At 65.6% G+C, this 21,438-nt stretch carries 21 protein-coding genes; 7 read left to right on the forward strand and 14 right to left on the reverse strand.

Features of this window, described 5'->3' with window-relative positions:
* On the forward strand, positions 1–675 hold the full coding sequence (locus ISP20_RS16875; RefSeq protein ID WP_204637267.1) for a hypothetical protein: 675 nt from the start codon (positions 1–3) through the stop codon (positions 673–675).
* A 127-nt stretch (positions 676–802) separates the two neighbouring features.
* On the opposite strand, the gene ISP20_RS16880 is transcribed toward ISP20_RS16875, so the two are convergent.
* The 7 genes from ISP20_RS16880 to rpoZ form a co-directional block, all read right to left on the reverse strand.
* Complete coding sequence (locus tag ISP20_RS16880; RefSeq protein WP_204637268.1) at positions 803–2,098, reverse strand: citrate synthase; 1,296 nt, start codon at positions 2,096–2,098, stop codon at positions 803–805.
* 243 nt (positions 2,099–2,341) lie between these two features.
* A complete protein-coding gene (locus tag ISP20_RS16885) occupies positions 2,342–2,587 on the reverse strand; it encodes a type B 50S ribosomal protein L31 (RefSeq protein WP_046972144.1) in 246 nt (81 codons plus the stop codon).
* A 107-nt stretch (positions 2,588–2,694) separates the two neighbouring features.
* Entirely contained in the window at positions 2,695–3,621 is a 927-nt protein-coding gene (locus tag ISP20_RS16890; protein ID WP_204637269.1) for a nucleoside hydrolase, read from the reverse strand.
* 107 nt (positions 3,622–3,728) lie between these two features.
* Entirely contained in the window at positions 3,729–5,846 is a 2,118-nt protein-coding gene (gene recG, locus ISP20_RS16895; RefSeq protein ID WP_204637270.1) for an ATP-dependent DNA helicase RecG, read from the reverse strand.
* Positions 5,847–5,926: 80 nt separating this feature from the next.
* The gene (locus ISP20_RS16900) at positions 5,927–6,310 is read right to left on the reverse strand and encodes a RidA family protein (protein WP_204637271.1); all 384 of its coding nucleotides are present in this window, start codon (positions 6,308–6,310) and stop codon (positions 5,927–5,929) included.
* 147 nt (positions 6,311–6,457) lie between these two features.
* Positions 6,458–8,623, reverse strand: a complete 2,166-nt coding sequence (locus ISP20_RS16905) for a RelA/SpoT family protein (RefSeq protein WP_204637272.1) — start codon at positions 8,621–8,623, stop codon at positions 6,458–6,460.
* Between the two features lie 133 nt (positions 8,624–8,756).
* Positions 8,757–9,047 carry a DNA-directed RNA polymerase subunit omega gene (gene rpoZ / locus ISP20_RS16910; RefSeq protein ID WP_204637273.1) on the reverse strand — a complete coding sequence of 97 codons (291 nt, stop codon included), beginning with the start codon at positions 9,045–9,047 and terminating at the stop codon, positions 8,757–8,759.
* A gap of 202 nt (positions 9,048–9,249) precedes the next feature.
* On the opposite strand from rpoZ, the gene ISP20_RS16915 reads away from it, so the two are divergent.
* Positions 9,250–10,095 (forward strand): MlaA family lipoprotein, encoded by an 846-nt coding sequence (locus tag ISP20_RS16915; RefSeq protein ID WP_204637274.1) that lies wholly within the window; start codon positions 9,250–9,252, stop codon positions 10,093–10,095.
* Between the two features lie 76 nt (positions 10,096–10,171).
* Here the strand turns inward: ISP20_RS16915 and ISP20_RS16920 are convergent, their stop codons facing one another.
* From ISP20_RS16920 to ISP20_RS16950, 7 genes are all read right to left on the reverse strand, one after another.
* Positions 10,172–10,477 (reverse strand): STAS domain-containing protein, encoded by a 306-nt coding sequence (locus ISP20_RS16920; protein WP_204637275.1) that lies wholly within the window; start codon positions 10,475–10,477, stop codon positions 10,172–10,174.
* On the reverse strand, positions 10,474–11,157 hold the full coding sequence (locus ISP20_RS16925) for an MlaC/ttg2D family ABC transporter substrate-binding protein (RefSeq protein ID WP_204637276.1): 684 nt from the start codon (positions 11,155–11,157) through the stop codon (positions 10,474–10,476). Before ISP20_RS16925 ends, ISP20_RS16920 begins: the two co-directional genes overlap by 4 nt.
* 53 nt (positions 11,158–11,210) lie before the next feature.
* The gene (mlaD, locus tag ISP20_RS16930) at positions 11,211–12,071 is read right to left on the reverse strand and encodes an outer membrane lipid asymmetry maintenance protein MlaD (RefSeq protein ID WP_204637277.1); all 861 of its coding nucleotides are present in this window, start codon (positions 12,069–12,071) and stop codon (positions 11,211–11,213) included.
* Between the two features lie 58 nt (positions 12,072–12,129).
* A complete protein-coding gene (mlaE, locus tag ISP20_RS16935; protein ID WP_204637278.1) occupies positions 12,130–12,900 on the reverse strand; it encodes a lipid asymmetry maintenance ABC transporter permease subunit MlaE in 771 nt (256 codons plus the stop codon).
* Positions 12,897–13,733, reverse strand: a complete 837-nt coding sequence (locus tag ISP20_RS16940) for an ABC transporter ATP-binding protein (RefSeq protein ID WP_204637279.1) — start codon at positions 13,731–13,733, stop codon at positions 12,897–12,899. The genes mlaE and ISP20_RS16940 overlap by 4 nt, the downstream gene beginning before the upstream one ends.
* A gap of 238 nt (positions 13,734–13,971) precedes the next feature.
* Positions 13,972–14,613, reverse strand: a complete 642-nt coding sequence (gene gmk, locus ISP20_RS16945) for a guanylate kinase (protein ID WP_204637280.1) — start codon at positions 14,611–14,613, stop codon at positions 13,972–13,974.
* Positions 14,610–15,470, reverse strand: a complete 861-nt coding sequence (locus ISP20_RS16950) for a YicC/YloC family endoribonuclease (protein ID WP_204637281.1) — start codon at positions 15,468–15,470, stop codon at positions 14,610–14,612. Before ISP20_RS16950 ends, gmk begins: the two co-directional genes overlap by 4 nt.
* A 78-nt stretch (positions 15,471–15,548) precedes the next feature.
* On the opposite strand from ISP20_RS16950, the gene rph reads away from it, so the two are divergent.
* From rph to ISP20_RS16975, 5 genes are all read left to right on the forward strand, one after another.
* Positions 15,549–16,280, forward strand: a complete 732-nt coding sequence (gene rph / locus ISP20_RS16955) for a ribonuclease PH (RefSeq protein WP_046972275.1) — start codon at positions 15,549–15,551, stop codon at positions 16,278–16,280.
* A gap of 11 nt (positions 16,281–16,291) precedes the next feature.
* The gene (rdgB, locus tag ISP20_RS16960; RefSeq protein ID WP_204637282.1) at positions 16,292–16,909 is read left to right on the forward strand and encodes an RdgB/HAM1 family non-canonical purine NTP pyrophosphatase; all 618 of its coding nucleotides are present in this window, start codon (positions 16,292–16,294) and stop codon (positions 16,907–16,909) included.
* 3 nt (positions 16,910–16,912) lie between these two features.
* Positions 16,913–18,079: a radical SAM family heme chaperone HemW gene (hemW, locus tag ISP20_RS16965; protein WP_204637283.1), complete on the forward strand. Its 1,167-nt coding sequence runs from the start codon at positions 16,913–16,915 to the stop codon at positions 18,077–18,079.
* Positions 18,080–18,160: 81 nt separating this feature from the next.
* Positions 18,161–20,452 (forward strand): DUF1631 family protein, encoded by a 2,292-nt coding sequence (locus tag ISP20_RS16970; RefSeq protein ID WP_204637284.1) that lies wholly within the window; start codon positions 18,161–18,163, stop codon positions 20,450–20,452.
* Complete coding sequence (locus tag ISP20_RS16975) at positions 20,449–20,808, forward strand: PilZ domain-containing protein (RefSeq protein ID WP_338031026.1); 360 nt, start codon at positions 20,449–20,451, stop codon at positions 20,806–20,808. Before ISP20_RS16970 ends, ISP20_RS16975 begins: the two co-directional genes overlap by 4 nt.
* Positions 20,809–21,438: the final 630 nt, after the last annotated feature.

Genomic DNA, 21,438 nt, shown 5'->3' on the forward strand with positions numbered 1-21,438 from the left:
ATGGCACGAGGTCAGCACCATCGCATCCACGCGCAGGATCGCCTTCAGCGCAATCGTCTTCGCGTCGCCCAGGAAGCGGCGCGACTGATGAGCGAGCATGGCATCCGCGATTTCCACCACGCCAAGATCAAAGCCGCCGAGCGGCTGGGCATCCTCGATGCGCAAGCATTGCCGCGCAACAACGAAATCGAAGACGCGCTGAGGGAACACCAGCGCATCTTCCACGCCGAATCCCAGCCCCAACTGCTGCAGGAACGGCGCGAGGCCGCGGTGGAAGCCATGCGCTTCCTCGACCGCTTCGATCCGCGACTGGTCGGCGCCGTGCTCGAAGGCACCGCCGATGCCCATTCCGCCGTCTGCCTGCATGTCTTCAGCGACACCGCCGAAAACGTGGTGCTGTTCCTGCAGGAACGCGGCGTGCCGATCACCCAGCAGACGCGCCGCCTGCGCACCACGCGCGACGAGCAGGAGGAATATCCGGTGCTGCTGTTTGCCGCCGACGGGCTGCCGTTCGATATCACCGTGCTGCCCCGCGACGCGCTGAAACAGGCGCCGCTGGATCGCATCGATGAGAAGCCGATGCGGCGTGCATCACTGGCCGCGGTTGAGGAATTGGTGGCGACGGCGGGTAACGACGACGAGTTCGAGAGAATGTTGTCGTCAGCGCTTCGTTGACAGGCCTGTCGCGCACAGGGGTGAGGGCCGTTGTGGGAGCGCACCCTGTGCGCGACACGATCTTGCCAAGACCCACAAAAAAAGCCCCGGAAACCCGGGGCTTTTTCTCATGCGATGAACGACCCGATCAACGCTTGTCGCTCGCCACATAGTTGCGCACATCGGCGCCGGTGTAGATCTGGCGCGGACGGCCGATGCGCGCTCCCGGGGTTTCGTGCTGTTCGATCCAGTGCGAGATCCAGCCGGAGGTACGCGCAATGGCGAACATCACGGTGAACATCTCGGTCGGGATGCCCAGCGCCTTGTAGATGATGCCCGAGTAGAAGTCGACGTTCGGGTACAGCTTGCGCTCGACGAAGTAGTCGTCCTTCAGCGCCGCTTCTTCCAGCTTCATGGCCACGTCGAGCAGCGGGTCGTTGACGCCCAGCTCGTTGAGCACCTTGTGGCACATCTCGCGGATGATCTTCGCGCGCGGATCGAAGTTCTTGTACACGCGGTGGCCGAAGCCCATCAGGCGGAAGTTGTCGTTCTTGTCCTTCGCGCGCTTGACGGCCGTTTCGACCTTGTCGGCCGTGCCGATCTCTTCGAGCATCTTCAGCACGGCTTCGTTCGCGCCACCATGGGCCGGACCCCACAGCGCGGTGATGCCGGCGGCAATGGAAGCGTACGGGTTGGCACCGGTCGAACCGACCAGGCGAACGGTCGAAGTGGAGGCGTTCTGCTCGTGATCGGCGTGCAGGATGAACAACAGGTCCAGCGCCTTGGCGGCAACCGGGCTCATCTCCAGCGGCTCGCTCGGCACTTCGAACATCATGTGCAGGTAGCGGTCGACGTACTCGAGGTTGTTGCGCGGATAACGGAACGGCCAGCCGATCGAATAGCGGTAGCAGGCAGCGGCAATCGTCGGCATCTTGGCGATCAGGCGGATCGCAGCCAGCTTGCGGTCGTCCGCGTTATCGACGTCGATGTCGTCGTGGTAGAAGGCCGACAGCGAAGCCACCGACGCGGCCAGCATGGCCATCGGGTGCGCGTCGTGGTGGAAGCCCTTGAAGAAGTCCTTCAGCGACTCGTGCATCATCGTGTGATGCGTGATGTCGTGCTCGAACTTGGAGAACTGGTCCTTGGTCGGCAGCTCGCCATTGAGCAGCAGGTAGGAGGTTTCCAGGAAGTTCGACTTTTCAGCCAGCTGCTCGATCGGGTAACCGCGGTACAGCAGCACGCCTTCGTCGCCGTCGATATAGGTAATGGCGCTCTTGGTGCTGGCGGTGCTGCCGTAACCCGGGTCATAGGTGAAATGGCCGGTGTCCTTGTACAGCGTTCCGATGTCGATGCATGCGGGACCTAGCGTGCCGCTGAGCAGGGGCAGTTCACTGCTGCGGTTGGTCGACTCATCCACCAACTTGACGATCTTGGAATCGGACACGGAAAACCTCCTTCACGAAATGTCGTCCCCGGCTTGTCGCCTGTAGGCGAGCGCCGAGGAGGTAGGGTTGATGCCGCGTATGGGGATGACGCGACACCTCGCCGCACATTATCGCATATCGATCCGCCAACATGCCCTAGCGGATGGTCGGATGACGGACGCAAAAACACACGGGGCGAGCCTGGGCTCGCCCCGTGTGTTTGAACTTGCTGGGCGCTGCGTTACCGCAGTGCCTCCGCGCGATTACTTCTGCGCGTAGCGGCGACGGAACTTGTCGACGCGGCCACCGGTGTCCAGCGACTTCTGCTTACCGGTGTAGAACGGATGGGAATGGCTCGAGATATCCACCTTGACCAGCGGGTACTCGTTGCCGTCTTCCCACTTGACGGTGTCCTTCGAGGAAATCGTCGAACGCGTCAGGAACGCGAAATCGGACGACAGGTCCTGAAACACCACCTGGCGATAATTGGGATGGATATCGGGCTTCATGACTGACTCAAAGCGGTGGGTGAAAAGAGCGGCATTTTAACCATGGGTCGCCCCCATTGGCAAGTCGCTCAGTCACTTGGACCGGGCGAACGGCGCCGCACGGCCGTTCAGGCGCCCAGCGCCCGGCGCACCATGGCACCGAAACGGGCCTGATCGACCTCCATCACGATGCGCGCGTTGGCCGGCTGGCCCAGTCGGTCGGTCCAGTCCACCACGGTGGCGCCGCGGGTCAGGCGGCCGTCCATTTCGACGGCGACGTGCCGTTCTTCCGCACGCGTCACCATGGCTGGATCGATCGCCACCGCCATCGCCAATGCATCCGCCGCGATCACGCCGCGGCGGCCGCGCTTGGCATTGAATGCACGCGCGGTGCCGAACACCTGCTCGAAGAAGCTGGCGCGCTGGTCGCCGGCCGCGATCCAGCCGTTGAATTCCTGGTCGTCGAAGGCGTGGCGCAGCACCACTTCCCAATCGACCAGGTCGAACTTCGGGAAGGCCTCGAACACCACATGTGCGGCCTCAGGGTCGAAACCGATATTGAATTCCGCTGGAAGCTTGCTCGTGTTGCCAAGCCCGGTGACCGCGCCGCCCATGACCACCAGGCGCTTCACGCGCTGCGGCAAGCCGGGATCGAGGCGCACGGCCAGGGCGAGATTGGTCAGCGGACCCAGCGCTACCAGGGTGAGATCGGGATGCTCGCGGGTGAGGCGGATCAGCGCGTGCGCGGCGTGCTCGTCGGCAGCCTGGCACTTGGGTTCGGGGAAGCCTACGTCGCCCAGACCATCGGCACCATGCACATGCATGGCGTCTTCTTCCGGCATGCGCACGAGCGGCGTGGGGCAGCCCGGAAAAACAGGGGTCGGCTTGCGCACCAGATCGACCAGCGTGCGTGCATTGCGCACCGTATGAGCGAGACCGACATTGCCGGCCGCAATGGTCAGGCCGAGCACCTCGGCATGCGCATGCGCCATCAGGATGGCGAGCGCATCGTCTACGCCGGGGTCGGTATCGATCAGCAACTGCAACTGGCTCATGGCGATCTTTCGCGGAGGGGATTGGTTAGCTTATGACGTTCGGGCGCGGGCGCAAAGAACCCGGCGCGCAACCGCAAAATCGTGTGCCGATCATCGTGAAAACACGCCTAGGCGTGGGCATAACGTGCGGCAGCACCGATCCAGCGCGCGATCAGCCCTTCCGCCTGCTGCGGATGATGCGCCAGCAACTGCTCGCCGACCTGCTGCACGGCAGGCAGCAGATGCGCATCGCGCGACAGGTCGGCAATGCGGAAACTCAACTGGCCCGTCTGCCGCGTGCCCAGCACTTCGCCGGGTCCGCGCAACTCAAGGTCTTTCTCGGCGATGCGGAAGCCGTCGTTGGTATCGCGCATCACCTGCAAGCGTTCGCGGGCCAGCTGCCCGAGGGGCGGCTGATACAACAGCACGCAGTTCGACGCGATGGCGCCGCGCCCCACGCGTCCGCGCAACTGATGCAGCTGGGCCAGGCCGAGCCGCTCGCTGTTCTCGATCACCATCAGGCTGGCATTGGGGACGTCCACGCCCACTTCAATCACGGTGGTGGAGACCAGCACCGAGAGTTCGCCTGCCTTGAAGCTATCCATCACCACCTGCTTCTCCTTGGGCTTCATGCGCCCATGGATCAGCCCGATGCGGCAGTCGGACAGCGCGGCCGACAACTCGGCGTGCGCCACTTCCGCCGCTTGCGCGCGCAACTGCTCGGATTCCTCGATCAGCGTACATACCCAGTACGCCTGCCTGCCCTCGAGGCAAGCCGCGTGGATGCGCTCGATCACATCGAAGCGGCGCGCGTTGGAAATCGCGATCGTCTGCACCGGCGTGCGGCCGGGCGGCAGCTCGTCGATGGAAGACACGTCGAGGTCGGCATACGCGCTCATGGCCAGCGTGCGCGGAATAGGCGTCGCCGTGAGCACCAGCTGGTGCGGCACCAACCCGGCCTCGTGATCGGCGCCCTTGTCGCGCAGCGACAGGCGCTGCTGCACGCCGAAGCGATGCTGCTCGTCCACGATCACCAGCCCCAGCTGCGCGAACGACACGCCTTCCTGCATCAATGCATGCGTGCCGATCACTACGTGTGCACCCGATGCCACGCGCTGCAGCGCTTGTTGGCGCGCCTTGCCCGTCACCTTGCCGGCCAGCCAGGCCACCTCGATGCCCAGCGGCGTCAGCCAGTGGGTGAAATGATGCCGGTGTTGTTCCGCCAGCAGCTCGGTCGGCGCCATCAAGGCGACCTGCTGGCCGGACTCCACCGCCGCCAACGCCGCCAGCGCCGCCACGATGGTTTTACCGCTGCCTACATCGCCCTGTACCAGCCGCAACATCGGGTTGGCCTGGGCGATGTCCTTGGCGATCTCCGCACTCACGCGCTGCTGCGCACCGGTAAGCCCGAACGGCAGGCCGGCCAGCAGGCGCTCGCGCAATTCTCCGGTGCCCTGCAGACGGGGCGAATGCCGGCGGCGCACGGCAGCGCGCATGCGCTTGAGGCTCAGATGCTGGGTGAGCAGTTCCTCGAACGCCAATCGCTGCTGCGCCGGATGGCGGCCCGTGGTGAGCTGGCCGAGGTTCGCATCCGGCGGCGGACGATGCACATAGAGCAGCGCCTCGCGCAGCGAGGTCAAACCGTGCTCGGTGCACAGTTCAGCGGGAATCAATTCCAGCTGCGCATCCTGCGGCAACAAGGCCAGCGCCTTGGCGATCACGCCAGCGAGGCGCTTCTGGCCCAGCCCCTCGGTGGTCGGATACACCGGCGTCAGCAATTCATCGACGGCGGCAGGCTCATCGCCACTCAGCCGCTGATACTGGGGATGCACCATCTCCAGCCCTTGCGCCGCCTGGCGTGCTTCGCCGTAGCAAAGCAGCCGGGTGCCGGGCTTGAGCTGCTCGGACTGGCTGCGGTTGAAATGGAAGAAGCGCAACACCAGCGTCTGCCGCGAGTCGTCGGTGATCGCCACCTTCAGCTGCGGCCGGTAGCGGAAGCCTCGCTCGACGGCCTCGACCACACCCTCGACCTGCGCGCGCTCGCCGGGGCGCAAGTCGGCGATGGCGGTGACACGGGTGCGGTCTTCATAGCGCAGCGGCAGGTGGAACCACAGATCCTGCACACGCTCCAGGCCGAGCCGCGCCAGGGTCTCCGCCAGGGCCGGGCCGACGCCGGGCAACGCCGATACCGGCGTGGCGCCGGGATCGGAATGCATCGTGGCGGCATTGGCGCGACGGGGCGGCATCGATGAAGCCTAACCGAGCAAGCCCTCGCTCCGCAGCTGGCAGCGAGCGGCGGCCTGTCGGCGTGGAGCCTGCGGTTCGATCAGTCGAGCACCATGATGGCGTCCACTTCGATGTCGGCCAGCTTCGGCAGCGCGGACACCTCGATGGTGGAACGGGCCGGGAACGGCGCCTTGAAATACTCGGACATGATCTCGTTGACGGTGGCGAAGTGGCCCAGGTGGGTCACGTAGATGCCCACGCGCACGATCTTTTCCAGCGAACCGCCGGCCGCTTCGGCGACCGCCTTGAGGTTCACGAACACCTGCCGCGCCTGCAGCGCGATATCGCCTTCGACCATGTTGCCGGTGGCCGGATCGAGCGGAATCTGGCCGGAGAAATACACGGTGTTGCCGGCGCGCACCGCCTGCGAATACGGGCCAATGGCGGCCGGCGCCTTATCGGTGCTGATGATGTCGCGGGACATGGGGTTCTCCGGGCAGGGGATGGGGGATAGAGAATAGGCAGTGGACCGCGCCGATTCCCAGACGGGGATCATAGCCAGTCATCGAGGCGGCAAAAAGCCGCGCCACGTCCGGGCGCCACTCCATGCAGGATTTACCAGGCACCGCTCTTACAGCGGATAACGATAAGCGCCGCTGACCACGCCGGTGCGCCGCACGCGACGAATGACTTCGGCCAGGTGCTTGCGGTTCTTCACTTCGAGCGCGAACAACAGCGTGGCCGCCGCGGCATCGCGCTCGACGTATTCCACGTTCTCGATGTTCGAGTTCGCCGCGGCAATGGCCGCCGCCACCGTGGCCAGGACGCCGGGGCGATTGATGACTTCGATGCGGAGCTCGGCGCGGTAATCGCCCTGCACGTCGCGATCCCATTCGATCGCCACGCAGCGTTCCGGCGACTTGCGCAGCTCGACCACGTTCGGGCATTCCACGCGATGGACCACGATGCCCTTGCCCGACGAGAGATAACCGATGATCTCGTCACCCGGCAGCGGGTGGCAGCAATTGCTGAAGCTGAGCACGCCGCGCTCGGCACCGGTGATGCGGATCTTCTCCATCACATGCGGCGACTGCTGCACGTCGCTGGACTTCTTGCCCCGCGCCGCCACCAGCTGACTGGCGACGAGGTGCGGAATGCGGTTGCCCAGCGCGATATCCGACAGCAGTTCTTCCAGGCGCTTGAGCTTGGAGGTTTCCAGGAAACGGTCCAGCACGGCCGGCGGAATCGCGTCGAGGCTGGTGCCCAGCGCGTCGAGCGCGCGGTCGAGCATGCGATGGCCGAAATCCACCGCATCTTCGTGCTGCAGGTGTTTCAGGTACTGGCGAATCGCCGTGCGCGCCTTGCCGGTGACCACCGACTCCAGCCACGCCGGGTTCGGCAACGCCGACGGCGCCGTGATGATTTCCACCAGCTGGCCCGATTCCAGGCGCGTACGCAGCGGCACCAGCTTCTTGTCCACGCGTGCGGCCACGGCGTGATCGCCCACGTCGGTGTGCACGGCGTAGGCAAAGTCGAGTGCGGTGGCGTTGCGCGGCAAGGCGAGGATGTCGCCGCGCGGCGTGAACAGATAGACCTCGTCCGGGAACAGGTCGATCTTGACGTTCTCGATGAACTCCGACGACGACACCGTGTTGGCCTGGCTGTCCGCCAGCGACGACAGCCATTCGCGCGCACGTGCCTGCGCGCTGTTGGCCGGACCGGAATCGGTCTTGTAGGCCCAGTGCGCGGCCACGCCGCGTTCGGCCACCGAATCCATTTCCGCGGTGCGGATCTGCACTTCGATCGGTGCGCCGAACGGGCCCAGCAGCACGGTGTGCAGCGATTGATAACCGTTGGCCTTGGGGATCGCGATGAAATCCTTGAAGCGGCGATCCACCGGCTTGTACAACCCGTGCACCGCACCCAGCGCCATGTAGCAACTCATGGCCGAATCCACCACGACGCGGAAGCCGTACACATCCATCAGCTGCGCAAAGCTCTTGTGCTCGTTGCGCATCTTCGAATAGATGCTCCACGGCGACTTGATCCGTCCCACCACCTTGGCGGTGATGTGGTCGGCCATCAGGCGCGTGGACAGTGCCGCTTCGATCTTGCCCATCGCTTCGCGGCGGTTGCCCAGCGCCGCGCGGATGCGCTCGCTGATCACGCGGTAGCGATCGGGATACAGCGCGCGGAAGCCCAGGTCCTGCAGCTCCGCCTTGAACTTGTTCATGCCCAGGCGCTGCGCGATGGGCGCGTAGATTTCCAGCGTTTCGCGGGCGATGCGGCGGCGCGACGGCGCGTCTTTGGCGCCCAGCGTGCGCATGTTGTGCAGGCGGTCGGACAGCTTGATCAGGATCACGCGCAGGTCGCGCGCCATCGCCAGAAGCATCTTGCGAAAGCTTTCCGCATCCGCTTCCTGGCGGCTGGAAAAGCTCATCTTGTCCAGCTTGGTGACGCCATCGACCAGCTCGGCCACGGTCTCGCCGAACTCGCTGGCGAGCTCGGCGCGGCTCAGCGCGGTGTCTTCCAGCGTGTCGTGCAGGATCGCCGCGATGATCGTCTCGGCGTCCATGCCCAGCTCGGCCAGGATGCCGGCCACGGCCACGGGGTGCGTGATATAGGGCTCACCGCTCTTGCGGGCCTGCCCCTCGTGCGCCACCGCGCCCACCTCGTAGGCACGGACCACGCGAGCCACTTGCGGCTCGGGCAGATAGGCCACGCGCTCCTTGAGCGCCAGCACGTAGGGCGGCAGCGTCGACGAATCCGGGGGGGTGGAGTCCGTGACGGCGGGCATGGATGTGCGGTCCCCGCTCAGGCGACCGCCTCGCATCGCGGCATGGATGCGAGGTTGGCGGCTGGCAGCACACAGCGCAAAACGCCGGACAAGCCGGCGCTCAGGCGTTTGTGGCTACAGCCGCCGCCATCCATCAGTCATCTCCGCCCTTGGAGAGATCGTCGTCCACTTCCGCCGCGGCCCACTCCAGCGCTTCGCGCTCGGCGCGCTCGCGCTCGGCCTTGTCGATCTCGTCGATGGTGGCCTGGTCGATGCGGCGGTCGGCGATTTCGCGCAAGGCGAGCACGGTCGGCTTATCATGGTCGGGATGAACTGCCGGCTCGGCACCCTTGGAGAGCTGGCGGGCGCGCTTGGTCGCCATCAGCACCAGTTCGAAGCGGTTGTCGACCACCTGCAGGCAGTCTTCGACGGTAATGCGGGCCATCTGAAATCCTCAGAAAATAAAACGACTTATCATCTGTCAGTGTAGCCAGCGGCGGCTTTGCTGGCAATGCAGCAAGGCTTATGATGCACGGTCCGCGCCGCCTGCAGGCTGGCTCCCTAGGACTTTGGGGGCCTGTACATAATAAAAAACCCAACAGTACAATATTGTACTCCCCCTACCCCGCTCCAGGACTGTCGCCTCCATGCCGTCCGCCCTTCGCTCCCTCGTCATGCGCTGCCTGCCTTTGCTGGCCATTGCGCTGCTCGCCGGCTGCTCGATCGCCAAGCCGCGAACCGACGACCCGTACGAGAAGATGAACCGCAAGGTTTACGCGTTCAACAACTCGCTGGACCAGGCGATCATCCGCCCCGTGGCCGTGGGTTACCGCAAGGTGACCAACCCGACCATCCGGCGCTGCATGACCGACTTCTTCACCAATATCCGCATGCCGATCACGGTGGCGAACGACCTGCTGCAGGCGCGCCCGAAGCAGGCGCTGCAAGGCAGCGGCCGTTTCCTGGTGAACCTGACCCTGGGTATCGGCGGCTTCTTCGACCCGGCCAGCCAGCTGGGCATTCCGCTGGGCGACACCGACTTTGGCGTAACCTTGGCGCGTTGGGGCGTGCCCGATGGCCCGTTCCTGATGGTGCCGTTGTTTGGCCCGACCACCGGGCGCGACTTCTGGCAGGTGCCGGTCGATGGCTATTTCTTCGATCCGATCAGCTATTTCTCGCGCAACAACAGCTACAAGTACGGCCAGGAATACCTGCCTGAGCTGATGTACCTGGTGACCATCCGCGCCAGCGCCATCGATGCGGAAAGCTTCCTCAATTCCGCCTACGACCCGTACGCCTTCATCCGCGACGCCTACCGCCAGCAGCGCATCTACAAGATCTACGACGGCAATCCGCCGGAAGAAGTGATCGAGCAGCTGCAGGGCCTGCACGACAAGAGCTTCGATCCCGACGAACTGCTCGACGAGCAGCAGAAGTGGGAGACCAAGCAGCCGCAGGCATCGCAGGATTCGCCGCAGGCCAAGAAGGACTGACCGGTCGTTCGACCTGTGCACAAAAAAAGGGGCCGCGAGGCCCCTTTTTCGTATCTATCAATGGATGGCGCCAGGTTCAGGCCATCAGGCCTTCGACTTCGCACACGCTGGCCAGCAGGTGCATGCCTTCGGGCATGTTGCGCACGTTGAGCTTGCGCCCCCGCTCGGCCGACTGCGCCAGCACCGCCAGCACGCAGGCGAGGCCGGCGCTGTCGCTGCGGCTGACGCCGGCCAGGTCCAGCTCCGAACGGCCATCGCGTGCCACCGCGGCATCGATCGCCTTGAGCGCCGCCGCCGCCGTGCCGAACGTCAGCTCGCCGGACACGCGTACGCTGCCCGGCGAGCCTTCATCGATGCGAATGGCTGCGGCAGCTGTGTTCACTGCTTGGAACCCTGCTGGCCCTTGGTGTCCTGCTCCATTTCCTTCAGCGCCTGGTCGCCCTGGGTTTCCAGGTTGGCGATCAGCTTTTCGATGCCCACCTTGCGGATTTCGGCATCGACCTGGTTGCGATAGTTGGTGATGTACGAGATGCCTTCGATGATCACGTCGTAGGCCTTCCAGGCACCGTTCTTGTCCTTGCGGAAGGCGTAGTCGACCGCGATGGTCTTGCCGTCGTCCAGCACCACCTGGCTGCGCACGATGGTGCGCTTGTCGCTCATGTCGCCGGTGAACGGCAGCACCTTCACGCGGCCACGGGTGTAGTCGAGCAGGCCTTCGGCGTAGCGATGGGTGATCGATTCATAGAACGCCTTGGCGAAGCGCGAACGCTGTTCAGGCGTCGCCTCGCGGGCGTGCTGGCCGAGCACCAGGATCGAGGCGTAATCGATGTCGAAGTGCGGCAGGAACGCGTCGTCGATCACGTGGATCAGCTTTTCGCGGTTGTTCTTCAGTTCCTGCTGGTGGCCGTCGATCGCCTTGGCGAGATCGTCGGACACCGCCTGCACGACCTGCACCGGCGTCTGCTCGGTGGCAGCGCCCTGGGCCGCGGCCTGCGCGAACACGGGGGCAGCGATCGCGCTGCCGAAAGCGATGGCGGTGGCAATGGCCAGACTGCGCAACATGGGGAAACTCCTGGGAGATATGTCGTTGGAATATCGGTGCGCGATGGGCCGATTCAATGCTTTCCACCGTCGGTCTTGCCGCCGTCGGCCGGCTTGCCCGAGGACGAACCGCTGACCAGGAACTTGCCGATCAGGTCCTCGATCTGCATGGCCGACTGGGTCAGCACCATCTCATCGCCGTTCTTCAGAGCGTCCGGCGAGCCGCCGGGCTGGATGGCAACGTACTGGGTGCCGATCAAACCACTGGTGAACACCGCGGCGGCCGAGTCGTCCGGAATCTGGTTGTAGCGCTTGTCGATGGCCAGGGTGACCAGGGCATCGAGCTTGACCGGGTCGGCATTGATCGACTGCACGCTGCCGATGGCCACGCCGGCCATCTTCACCGGGGCGCCCACGGAGAGCGCGCCCACGTTGGTGAACCGGGCCTTGACCACGTAGCTGCCGCCCAGGTTGTCCGCCACGCCGCCGGCGCCGAAGAACTTGCCTAGCATTTCTTCCAGCTGCTGCGCCGGGCGGGTGAGCGCCAGCTCGCCGCCGTCGGCCAGGGTCTTCTTCGACGTGCCGTAGCGGACACCGACGTACTGGTCGCCCAGCAGGCCGCTGGTGAAGATGGTGGCGATCGAATCGTCCGGAATCTGGTCGTAGCGCTTGTCGATCGCCAGCTTCACATCGGCCGTTTCCTTGCCCGGATCGAGCACGATCGACTGCACCTGGCCGATGCGCACGCCCGCCACCTTCACTGGCGCACGCTCCTTGAGCTGGCCGATGTTGGCGAAGTGCGCCTCGACGGTGTAACTGGGGCCGCGGCTGGAGTTGGCCACCGAGGTGGTCTGGGTGGCGAGATAACCGAGCGCGGCAAAGCCGAGCACGATGAACAGGCCGGTGCCGACGGCATAGGATTGTCTCTGGCTCACGGCACGTTCCTCATGGAGAAGTGGTTGGAAAGATTCATGGCGACGCTCACCCCGGCCATCACATCAGGAAAGCGGTGAGCACGAAGTCCAACGCCAGGATGGCGATGGACGAGGCGACCACCGTGCGCGTCGTCGCATAGGCGACGCCTTCGCTGGTGGGCGGCGTGGTGTAGCCCTGGAACACGGCGATCAGCGAGACGACGATGCCGAATACGACGCTTTTCCAGATCACGCCGTTGACGACATCCTTCACCACCTCGACGGTGGCGGTCATGTTCGACCAGAAGGTGCCGTTATCGATGCCCAGCCAGGTCACGCCCACCAGGTGGCCGCCGAAGATACCCAGCGCGCAGAACACGCAGGTCAGCAACGGCATGGCGATCACGCCGGCGAGGAAGCGCGGCACGGCCACGTAGGCAATCGGATCGACCGCCATCATCTCCATCGCGGCAATTTGATCGGTGGCGCGCATCAAACCGATCTCGGCCGTCACCGAGGTGCCCGCGCGACCGGCGAACAACAGCGCCGTCACCACCGGCCCCAGCTCGCGATAGATCGCGATGGCCACCACCGTGCCGGTGGCCGAGGTGCCGCCGAAGATCGACAGCACGTCGTACAGCTGCAAACCCAACACCATGCCCACGAACAGGCCGCAGACCATGATGATGATCAGGCTCATGGCGCCGACGAACCACAGCTGGCGGATCGTCTCGCGGTAGTGGCGCATGCTGCGCGGAATCGCCGCCAGCATGCGCAGCAGGAACAGTCCGCAGTCGCCGATCTGCGACAGCGAACGCACCACGATGTTTTCGGAGCTTGCGACGCTCATGCGTTCTTCCCTGGAAAACCGAGCGATACGCCGAGATCGCCGGCCGGATACTGGAACGGGACTGGGCCGTCGGCCTCGCCACCGAAGAACTGGCGCGTCCACGGCGAGCCGTCGTTGGCGATGGTCTTCGGATCGCCCTGCGCCACCACCTTGCCGTTGGCGATGAGGTAGATGTGATCGGCCACCTGCTTGATCGCTTCCAGCTCGTGCGCCACCAGCACGCTGGTGATGCCGAGCGTCTGGTTGAGCGTGCGGATCAGCTTGAGCACCTGGTTCAAGGCGATGGGATCGAGGCCGACGAAGGGTTCGTCGTACAGGATCAGCATCGGATCGAACACGATCGCGCGCGCCAACGCGACGCGACGCGCCATGCCACCCGACAGTTCCGTCGGCATCAAGCCGGCGGCGCCACGCAGCCCCACCGCCTGCAGCTTGGTCAGCACGATGTTGCGGATCAGCACTTCCGGCAGCTCGGTGTGCTGGCGCAGCGGAAACGCCACGTTCTCGAACACGTCGAAATCGGTGAGCAGCGCCGAGTTCTGGAACAGGTAACCGATGCGTTCGCGCAGCTCGAACAGCTTGTCGCGCGACAGCTCCGCCACGTTATGGCCGTCCACCCACACCTCGCCCGCGTCGCCGCGCATCTGGCCGGTGATGTGCTTGAGCAGGGTGGTCTTGCCGGTGCCGCTGGGACCCATGATGGCGGTGATCTTGCCGCGCGGAATATCGATATCCAACGCGTCGAAAACCTTCTTGCCATTGAGCACCGTGGTCAGGCCACGGACGCGCACCAGGGCGCTGTCCTCGGGCTTGGCGCTAATGGAGTCGGTCATGGGCGGCAGAGGTCGTTGGGAAAGACGCCAAAGTAGCCGAAGCGGGGGGCGAAGGCCATGTACGAAACGTCCTAGTGCGGGATATTGATCAGCGAAACAAGACCTTGGCGCTGCCTCCAAGTTCCCTGCTGATCCTGTGGGAACGCACCCTGTGCGCGACAGGCGCTACCGACGGGCGAGGAACGCCGATACTCCGCTGTCGCGCACAAGGTGCGCTCCCACAGTGGACGCCTGGCCCTCAGGCCAGCAGTTCCTCGATCAGCGTCTCGTGGCGGTGCAACTGCAACGCCGCACGCTGGCGCGTGGCCCGCACGATCGCCTGGAGGTCGTCCAGCGCGGTGTCGAAGTTGTCGTTGACGATGATGAAATCGAACTCGTGAGCGTGGGCGATTTCCTCGCGCGAATTGTGCAGGCGGCGGGCGATCACTTCTGCACTGTCCGAGCCGCGACCGCGCAGGCGACGCTCCAGTTCGGGACGCGAGGGCGGCAGAATGAAAACGCTGACGCAATCGGGCTTGCTCTGGCGGATCTGGCGGGCGCCCTGCCAGTCGATTTCCAGCAGCACGTCCTTGCCCTGGGCCAGCAGCGTGTTCACCGTGGTGCGCGAGGTGCCATAGAGGTTGCCATGCACTTCGGCGTGCTCGAGGAAGATGCCGTCGGCGACCTCCTGCTCGAACACCTCGCGCTCCACGAAGTAATAGTGGCGTCCGTACTGCTCACCCGGACGCGGCGGACGCGTGGTGTGCGAGACCGAGAGCGAAATGGAAGGCTCGCGCTCCAGCAGCGCGTTGACCAGGGTGGACTTGCCCGCACCCGAGGGTGCCGCCACCACGAACAGGGTGCACTGGGTGTCTTGCGCGTGAACCGTATCGGTGTTCATTCGATGTTCTGCACCTGCTCGCGCATTTGCTCGATCAGCACCTTCAGGTCCACCGCGGCATTGGTGCTGCGCACGTCGACGGCCTTGGAGCCCAGCGTGTTCGCTTCGCGGTTGAACTCCTGCATCAGGAAATCCAGGCGGCGGCCCACCGGTTCCTTCGTACCCAGCACGCGGCGCGTTTCGCCGATGTGCGTGGTGAGGCGATCGAGTTCTTCGTCGACGTCGCTGCGGGTGATCTGCAGCACCAGTTCCTGCTCCAGCCGGCCCGGATCGGCGGGCTGCTTGAGATCGGCCAGGCGCGATTCGAGGCGTGCGCGCAGGCCTTCGCGGATCTGCGGCATGAAGCTGCGCACATCGGCCACGATGCGCTCGATCGCATCCAGGCGCTCCACCAGCAGTTCGGCCAGCTTGGCGCCTTCGCGCTCGCGGGTGGCGGTGAGCGCGTCGAGCGCCCGGTCCAGGACCTCGAGCAGCGAGGCCTGCAGCACCTCAGGGTCCACCTCGGACTGCTGCAGCACGCCCGGGAAGCGCAGCAGTTCGGTGAATTCGATATTCATGCGCGGAAAGCGCGATTCCAGGTCCAGCGCCAGCTCGGACAGGCGCGCCAGCGCGGTGGCGTTGACCTGCATGGATTCGGCACGGGCCTCGCCGCGCAGGCGCACGGTGACGTCCACTTTGCCGCGAGACAGCTTGGCCGCGATGCGCTCGCGCAGGGCCGACTCGAACACGCGTAGCTCGTCGGGCAGGCGCGGGCTCAATTCCAGGTAGCGGTGGTTGACCGTGCGCAGTTCGCAGCTGAGCGTGCCAGCGGGGCCGGTCGTCTCGGCGGAGGCGTAAGCCGTCATGCTGCGGGTCATTTTGAGCGCCTGCGGATATCAGTAAAGGGCGCAATGGTAAACTTTCCCGCCCTGCCTTGCCCAATGGCCCCCATTCTCATGAGCTCTCCCAGCCGCCCCAGTGGCCGCGCCAGCGACCAGCTGCGCACCGTAACCATCGAACGCCACTACACCCGCCACGCCGAAGGTTCGGTCCTGGTGAGCTTTGGCGACACCCGCGTGCTGTGCACGGCCAGCATCGAAGACCGCGTGCCACCGTGGCTGCGCGGCAAGGGCGAGGGCTGGATCACCGCCGAATACGGCATGCTGCCGCGCGCCACCAACACCCGCATGCAGCGCGAAGCCGCCCGCGGCGGCCAGGGTGGCCGCACCATGGAAATCCAGCGCCTGATCGGCCGCAGCCTGCGTGCCTGCGTGGATCGCCAGGCCCTGGGCGAGCGCGTGATCACGCTCGACTGCGACGTGATCCAGGCCGATGGGGGCACCCGCACCGCCGCCATCACCGGCGCCTATGTCGCGCTGGTGGATGCGGTGAACCTGCTGATGAAGCGCGAGAACCTGCGCCGCAACCCGGTGGTGGGAGCCATTGCGGCTGTCTCGGTGGGCATCTACCAGGGCGTGCCAGTGCTCGATCTGGATTACGCCGAAGATTCCAACTGCGACACCGACATGAACGTGGTGATGAACGACGGCGGCGGCTTCATCGAAGTGCAGGGCACGGCCGAAGGCCACGCCTTCCGCCGCGACGAAATGGACGCCCTGCTCGGCCTGGCCGAGAAAGGCATCGCCGAGCTGGTCGCCGCGCAGCGCGCTGCGCTCGAACTGGCGTAAGAGATCCGCGCATGACACGCATCGTCCTGGCCAGCAGCAATCCCGGCAAGCTCGCGGAGTTCAACGACCTGCTGGCCGACAGCGGCCTGCAGGTCGACAGCGGCCTGCAGGTCGAGCCGCAATCGGCCTTCAACGTGCCCGATGCCGAGGAAACCGGCCTCACCTTCGTGGAGAACGCGCTGCTCAAGGCCCGGCATGCCTCGCGCATCAGCGGACTGCCGGCGCTGGCGGACGATTCGGGCCTGTGCGTGGCCCATCTGCGTGGCGCGCCGGGACTCTACTCCGCGCGCTACAGCGGCACGCATGGCGACAACGCATCGAACAACGCGCGCCTGCTGCGCGAACTGGACGGCGTGCCGACCGGGCAGCGCGGGGCGTTCTTCATCTGCGTGCTGGTGCTGCTGCAGCATGCGGATGATCCCGCGCCGGTGATCGCCGAAGGCCGCTGGCACGGCCACGTGCTCACCGAGCAGCGCGGCACGCATGGTTTCGGCTACGACCCGCTGTTCCTGCCGGAAGACGAAACCGTCAGCGCCGCCGAGCTGCCGCCGGGCCTGAAGAACCGCATCAGCCATCGCGGTCGTGCGCTCGCGTTGTTGCGCAGCCAGCTCGGCGAGGTTCACCGCTAACTCATGTCGTTGATCGCGCCACCGCTGTCGCTGTACGTCCACATGCCGTGGTGCGTGAAGAAGTGCCCCTATTGCGACTTCAATTCCCACGGCCTGCGCAATGAGCCGCCGCCGTACGACGGCTACATCGACGCGCTTTTCGCCGATCTCGATGCCGACTTGCGCGACTTCGGCGCGGCCGTGCACGGGCGCACCGTGCACAGCATTTTCTTCGGCGGCGGCACGCCCAGCCTGTTCGCGCCGGAGCTGATCGATCGCTTTCTCGATGGCGTACGCGCCCGCCTGCCGCTGGCAAGCGACGCGGAGATCACGCTCGAGACCAATCCGGGCACGGTCGAACACGGACGTTTCGACGGCTATCTGACGGCCGGCGTGAACCGCCTCTCGTTCGGCATCCAGAGCTTCGACGATGCCAAGCTGCGCCGCCTCGGCCGCATCCATTCGGCCAGCGAGGCCGAGGCCGCGGTGAAATCGGCCCAGGATGCGGGTTATGCCAACATCAATCTCGATCTGATGTACGCCCTGCCCGAGCAGACCCAGGACGGTGCCCTGGCCGACGTGGCGCGCGCCATCGCGCTGCAGCCCACGCACATCTCGCACTACCAGCTCACCCTGGAACCGAACACCGCCTTCGCCGCCAACCCGCCGCCGCTGCCCGACGACGACCACGCCTGGGCCATGCAGGAGGCCTGCGAACAACAGCTGGGCGACGCAGGCTATAGGCAATACGAGGTATCCGCCTACGCCCAGCCCGATCGCCGCTGCGCGCACAACCTCAATTACTGGCGCTTCGGCGATTACCTCGGCATCGGTGCCGGCGCCCACGGCAAGATCACCGATATCGCCGCCGGCGACATCATCCGCCGCTGGAAGACCCGCCATCCGAAAGCCTACCTGTCGGCGCCCGGCAGCGCGGAGCGGATCGGCGGCAGCGGCCCGGTGGCCGCGGAAGAACTGCCGTTCGAGTACATGCTCAATGCGCTGCGCCTGATCGACGGCGTGCCCATGGCCGACTTCGCCGAACGCACCGGCCTGCCTGCTGTGCGCATCGCGAACGCACTCACCGGCGCACGCGCGAAAGGCTGGCTGACGGATGAGCCGGTCCGGTTGCACACCACCGCGCTTGGCCAGCGCTTCCTCAACGACGTCATTTCCGGATTCCTTGACTGAATCCACCGTCCGGCCGATGGCAGTTGCGGGGCGCCGGCTTTAGACTCTCTGCCATCCGGGGGGAATGAAGCAAGGTCTGTCATGGAAGTCGAACAGCAGGGTCGACGGCCGCCGCACGCATCTGATCGGGATTCGCGTCCCGACAATACCGTGTGGGCGCCGCGCGCTCGTCGACTGATCGAAGAAACGCATGCGCTCTGCGCCAGCTGGCTGGAGACGCCGCTGCGCCAGTGCTTCGTCGAGGCGGAGCAGCGGCTGTACGCGCAGGCGGAGCGTTCGCGCAACCCGGTCGAGCAGCAGCAATGCCTGTATTCGCGCCAGCTGCTGCAGCAGCAGCGCGCCGTGATGGAACGTCGTTTCCTGGATGGCGTGCGCCAGCACTTCAGTGGCGTGGGCACCGTGCACGAAGTCGAAGTGCCGCACGCCGACCTGCCCCGCCGCCCGCTTGAGTTGCTCGATCCGACCGAGCACGAACAGACCGTGGCGCTCGACAAGGTGGTGGCACGCGGTGAAGCGCGTCACGGCACCGCGTTGTTCGAGCTGGGCTACCGCTACGCCGTGCTGGCCGGCCAGCCGCCGCTGGAAGGCGACAAGCTGCCGCTGGGGCCGCAGGCGCTGGCCGGAGCGTTCCGCGATGCGCTGAGCGGATCGGACCTGCCGGTCGAACATCGCCTGCTGCTGTTGCAGAGCTTCGACATGACCGTGGTGCAGGGTCTGTCGACCTTGTACGAGACGGTCAACGAACACCTGCGCGCCGACGGCATCCTGCCGCAGCTGCGCGCCTTTCCCACTACGCCGCGCGCACAGGTGGAACGACTGCCGCGCCCGGGTGCCAGCGACAACCCGCCGGCGCCGTTCAATCGCCCGGCCGAAGCAGCCGCGACGCCAGCCAATGCAGCCGCACCGCGCAGCGACAACATCGCCGTGCTCGACAACCTGCGCGAAATGCTTGCGCAGCATCGTGCCGGCCAGGGCGCGCTGAACTACCAGGGCAGCGGACGTTCGGCCACCCCGCAGGAACTCCAGCTCGCGCTCGACGCGCTGCAGCTGCATGTGAGCGACGTCGCCGACCAGGCCCGCCGCGAACTGCTCAGCGCGCAGGCACTGCGCGACGAATTGCTGACCCAGCTCAACACCGGCCGCCCGGAAGGCAGCGCGCCGATGCACCTGACCGACGAGCAGGGCGACACGGTGGAGCTGGTCGCCATGCTGTTCGAGCAGTTGGACCGACAGGTGCACCACGAGAGCAACGCGCACTCGCTGCTCGGCGACCTGCAGCTGCCGTTGCTGCGCATGGCGGTGGCCGACCAGGGCTTCTTCAATCAGCGCGAACACCCCGCACGCAAGCTGCTCGGCCTGGTCGCCGAAGCCGCCAACGACTGGCTGGACGGCCCCGAAGGCGACGTCGACCGCTCGCTGGAAGCGAAGATCAACCAGCTGGTGGACCGCGCGCGTCGCGAGCCGCCCAGCACCGGTCTCTACACCAGCCTGCTGGCCGACATTGAACATCACCTGGGCCTGCTCAACCGCAAGGCGCAGATCGCCGAGCGTCGCCAGGTGGAAGCGATGCAGGGCCGCGAACGACTCGAGCAGGCACGCCATCGCGCCGCCGAGCTGATGACGGAACGCTTCGAGAAATGCAATCCGCGCGGCTTGCTGCGCACACTGCTGGAACGCGCCTGGTCCGACGTGCTCGCGCTTACTTTGCTGCGTCACGGTGAGGACAGCGAAGCGTTTTCGCATCGTCTGCGCATCACCGATCAGCTGCTGAGCCAGCAGCCCGTGGCCGATCGCAACCTGCTGCAGGCCGAGGTGGAATCGGGTCTGCAGCAGATCGGCATGCATGCCGATGAAGCGGTACAGGTCGCGCAGCGCCTGCTCGGCATTTCACCGGGCGCGTCCACCACCAGCGAGGCGGCGACCACTACCGAACTCGCGCTCAAGCTCAAGCAGCGCCAGCGACTGGGCGAACACGCCAGCGCGGAGACCGCCGCACCCGCACCTGCTCCCGCCACGCCGACCCCGCCGCCGTCACCCGAATCGCCCGAGCGCCGCATCCGCCAGCGACTGCGCCAATTGCCGTTCGGCAGCTGGTTCGAATTCATCGATCCGAACAACGGCGGCATCACCCAGCGCAAGCTGGCATGGTATTCGCCGGTCACCGGCAACTGCCTGTTCGTGACGCGCCGCGGCCTGCGCAGCCAGGAAATGACCCTGGAACAACTCGCCCACGAAATGGCCTGCGGCCGCGTGCGCGAGATGCCCCCGGTGAAAGAGAACCTGCTCGACCGCGCCTGGCATGCCCTCACCAGCCACCTGCGCCAGATCACCAGCAACCACACTTCTGCACCACGCCCGGGATCATCGATGTGAGCGAGAACATTGCCTCCATCGACCAGCGCCGCGCCCTGCGCAAACGCGCCAATTTCACCGCCGTGGTCACCGACGTGATCACACGCCAGCCCATCGGCCACCTGGGCAACCTCTCCGCCAACGGCATGCTGTTGATCAGCACGCACCCGCCACGCAGCGAGGCGATCTACCAGGTAAGCCTGTCGCTACCCGGCCTGGGCAGCTCGCCGCAGAGCATCGAGGTGGGCATCCAGGAGCAATGGCACGAGGCGGCAGCCAGCCCCGGCCAGGTGTGGTCGGGCTATCGCATCGTGGCGATCGATGATGCGGATGCCGCGATGCTGGATGCGTGGCTGGAGCAGCCGGAGAGGGTTTAGGCTGGTTGCTTTCTCTCGCTGGTGGCTGCTTTTGCTTCTGGCGCGTCGTTCCGGCGTGGGCAGGGCGCGCTTTTTTTCGAAAGCCGAATGGCTGGTCATCCAGTAGACGTATCGCTCTGTTGCCGCGATACCGCGACCGGGCCGCTTACGCAGCGGGCGTTTCGACTGCCTGCCGGCAGCCGAGTCACTTTTCTCTTGCTGGCCCAAGAGAAAAGTAACCCAAAGAGAATGGCCTCAAGAGCTGGCAGCATCGTGTTGAATCCAAGCGCGAACGCTCGAGGCGCGTCCCACCGGATCTCCATGGGAGGCTACCCCAGGGGTACTTCCACGCGCGGCGCAACGCGCCCGAATCGCTGAGGACTCAAAGCGGAGGCTCGCTCCGCATCGCCCGTGGCTTGTCTTCGCGATGCACATCACTTCTCCCCGCCGGGGAGAGGGCCGGGGTGAGGGGCGGGTGCTCGCGGGAACCTGTGTGCTTTCTGTGGGAGCGCACTTGTGCGCGACAGCCACGCATGGATGTACCGCTCCGTCGGCTTGTCGCGCACAAGTGCGCTCCCACAGTAGCCCTGCAGCTCTCGCTCTTAGCTCCGGCTCTTGGCTCTTGGCTCTTGGCTCTTGGCTCTTGGCTCT

The sequence above is a fragment of the Dyella kyungheensis genome (assembly GCF_016905005.1).
Lineage (GTDB): Bacteria > Pseudomonadota > Gammaproteobacteria > Xanthomonadales > Rhodanobacteraceae > Dyella > Dyella kyungheensis.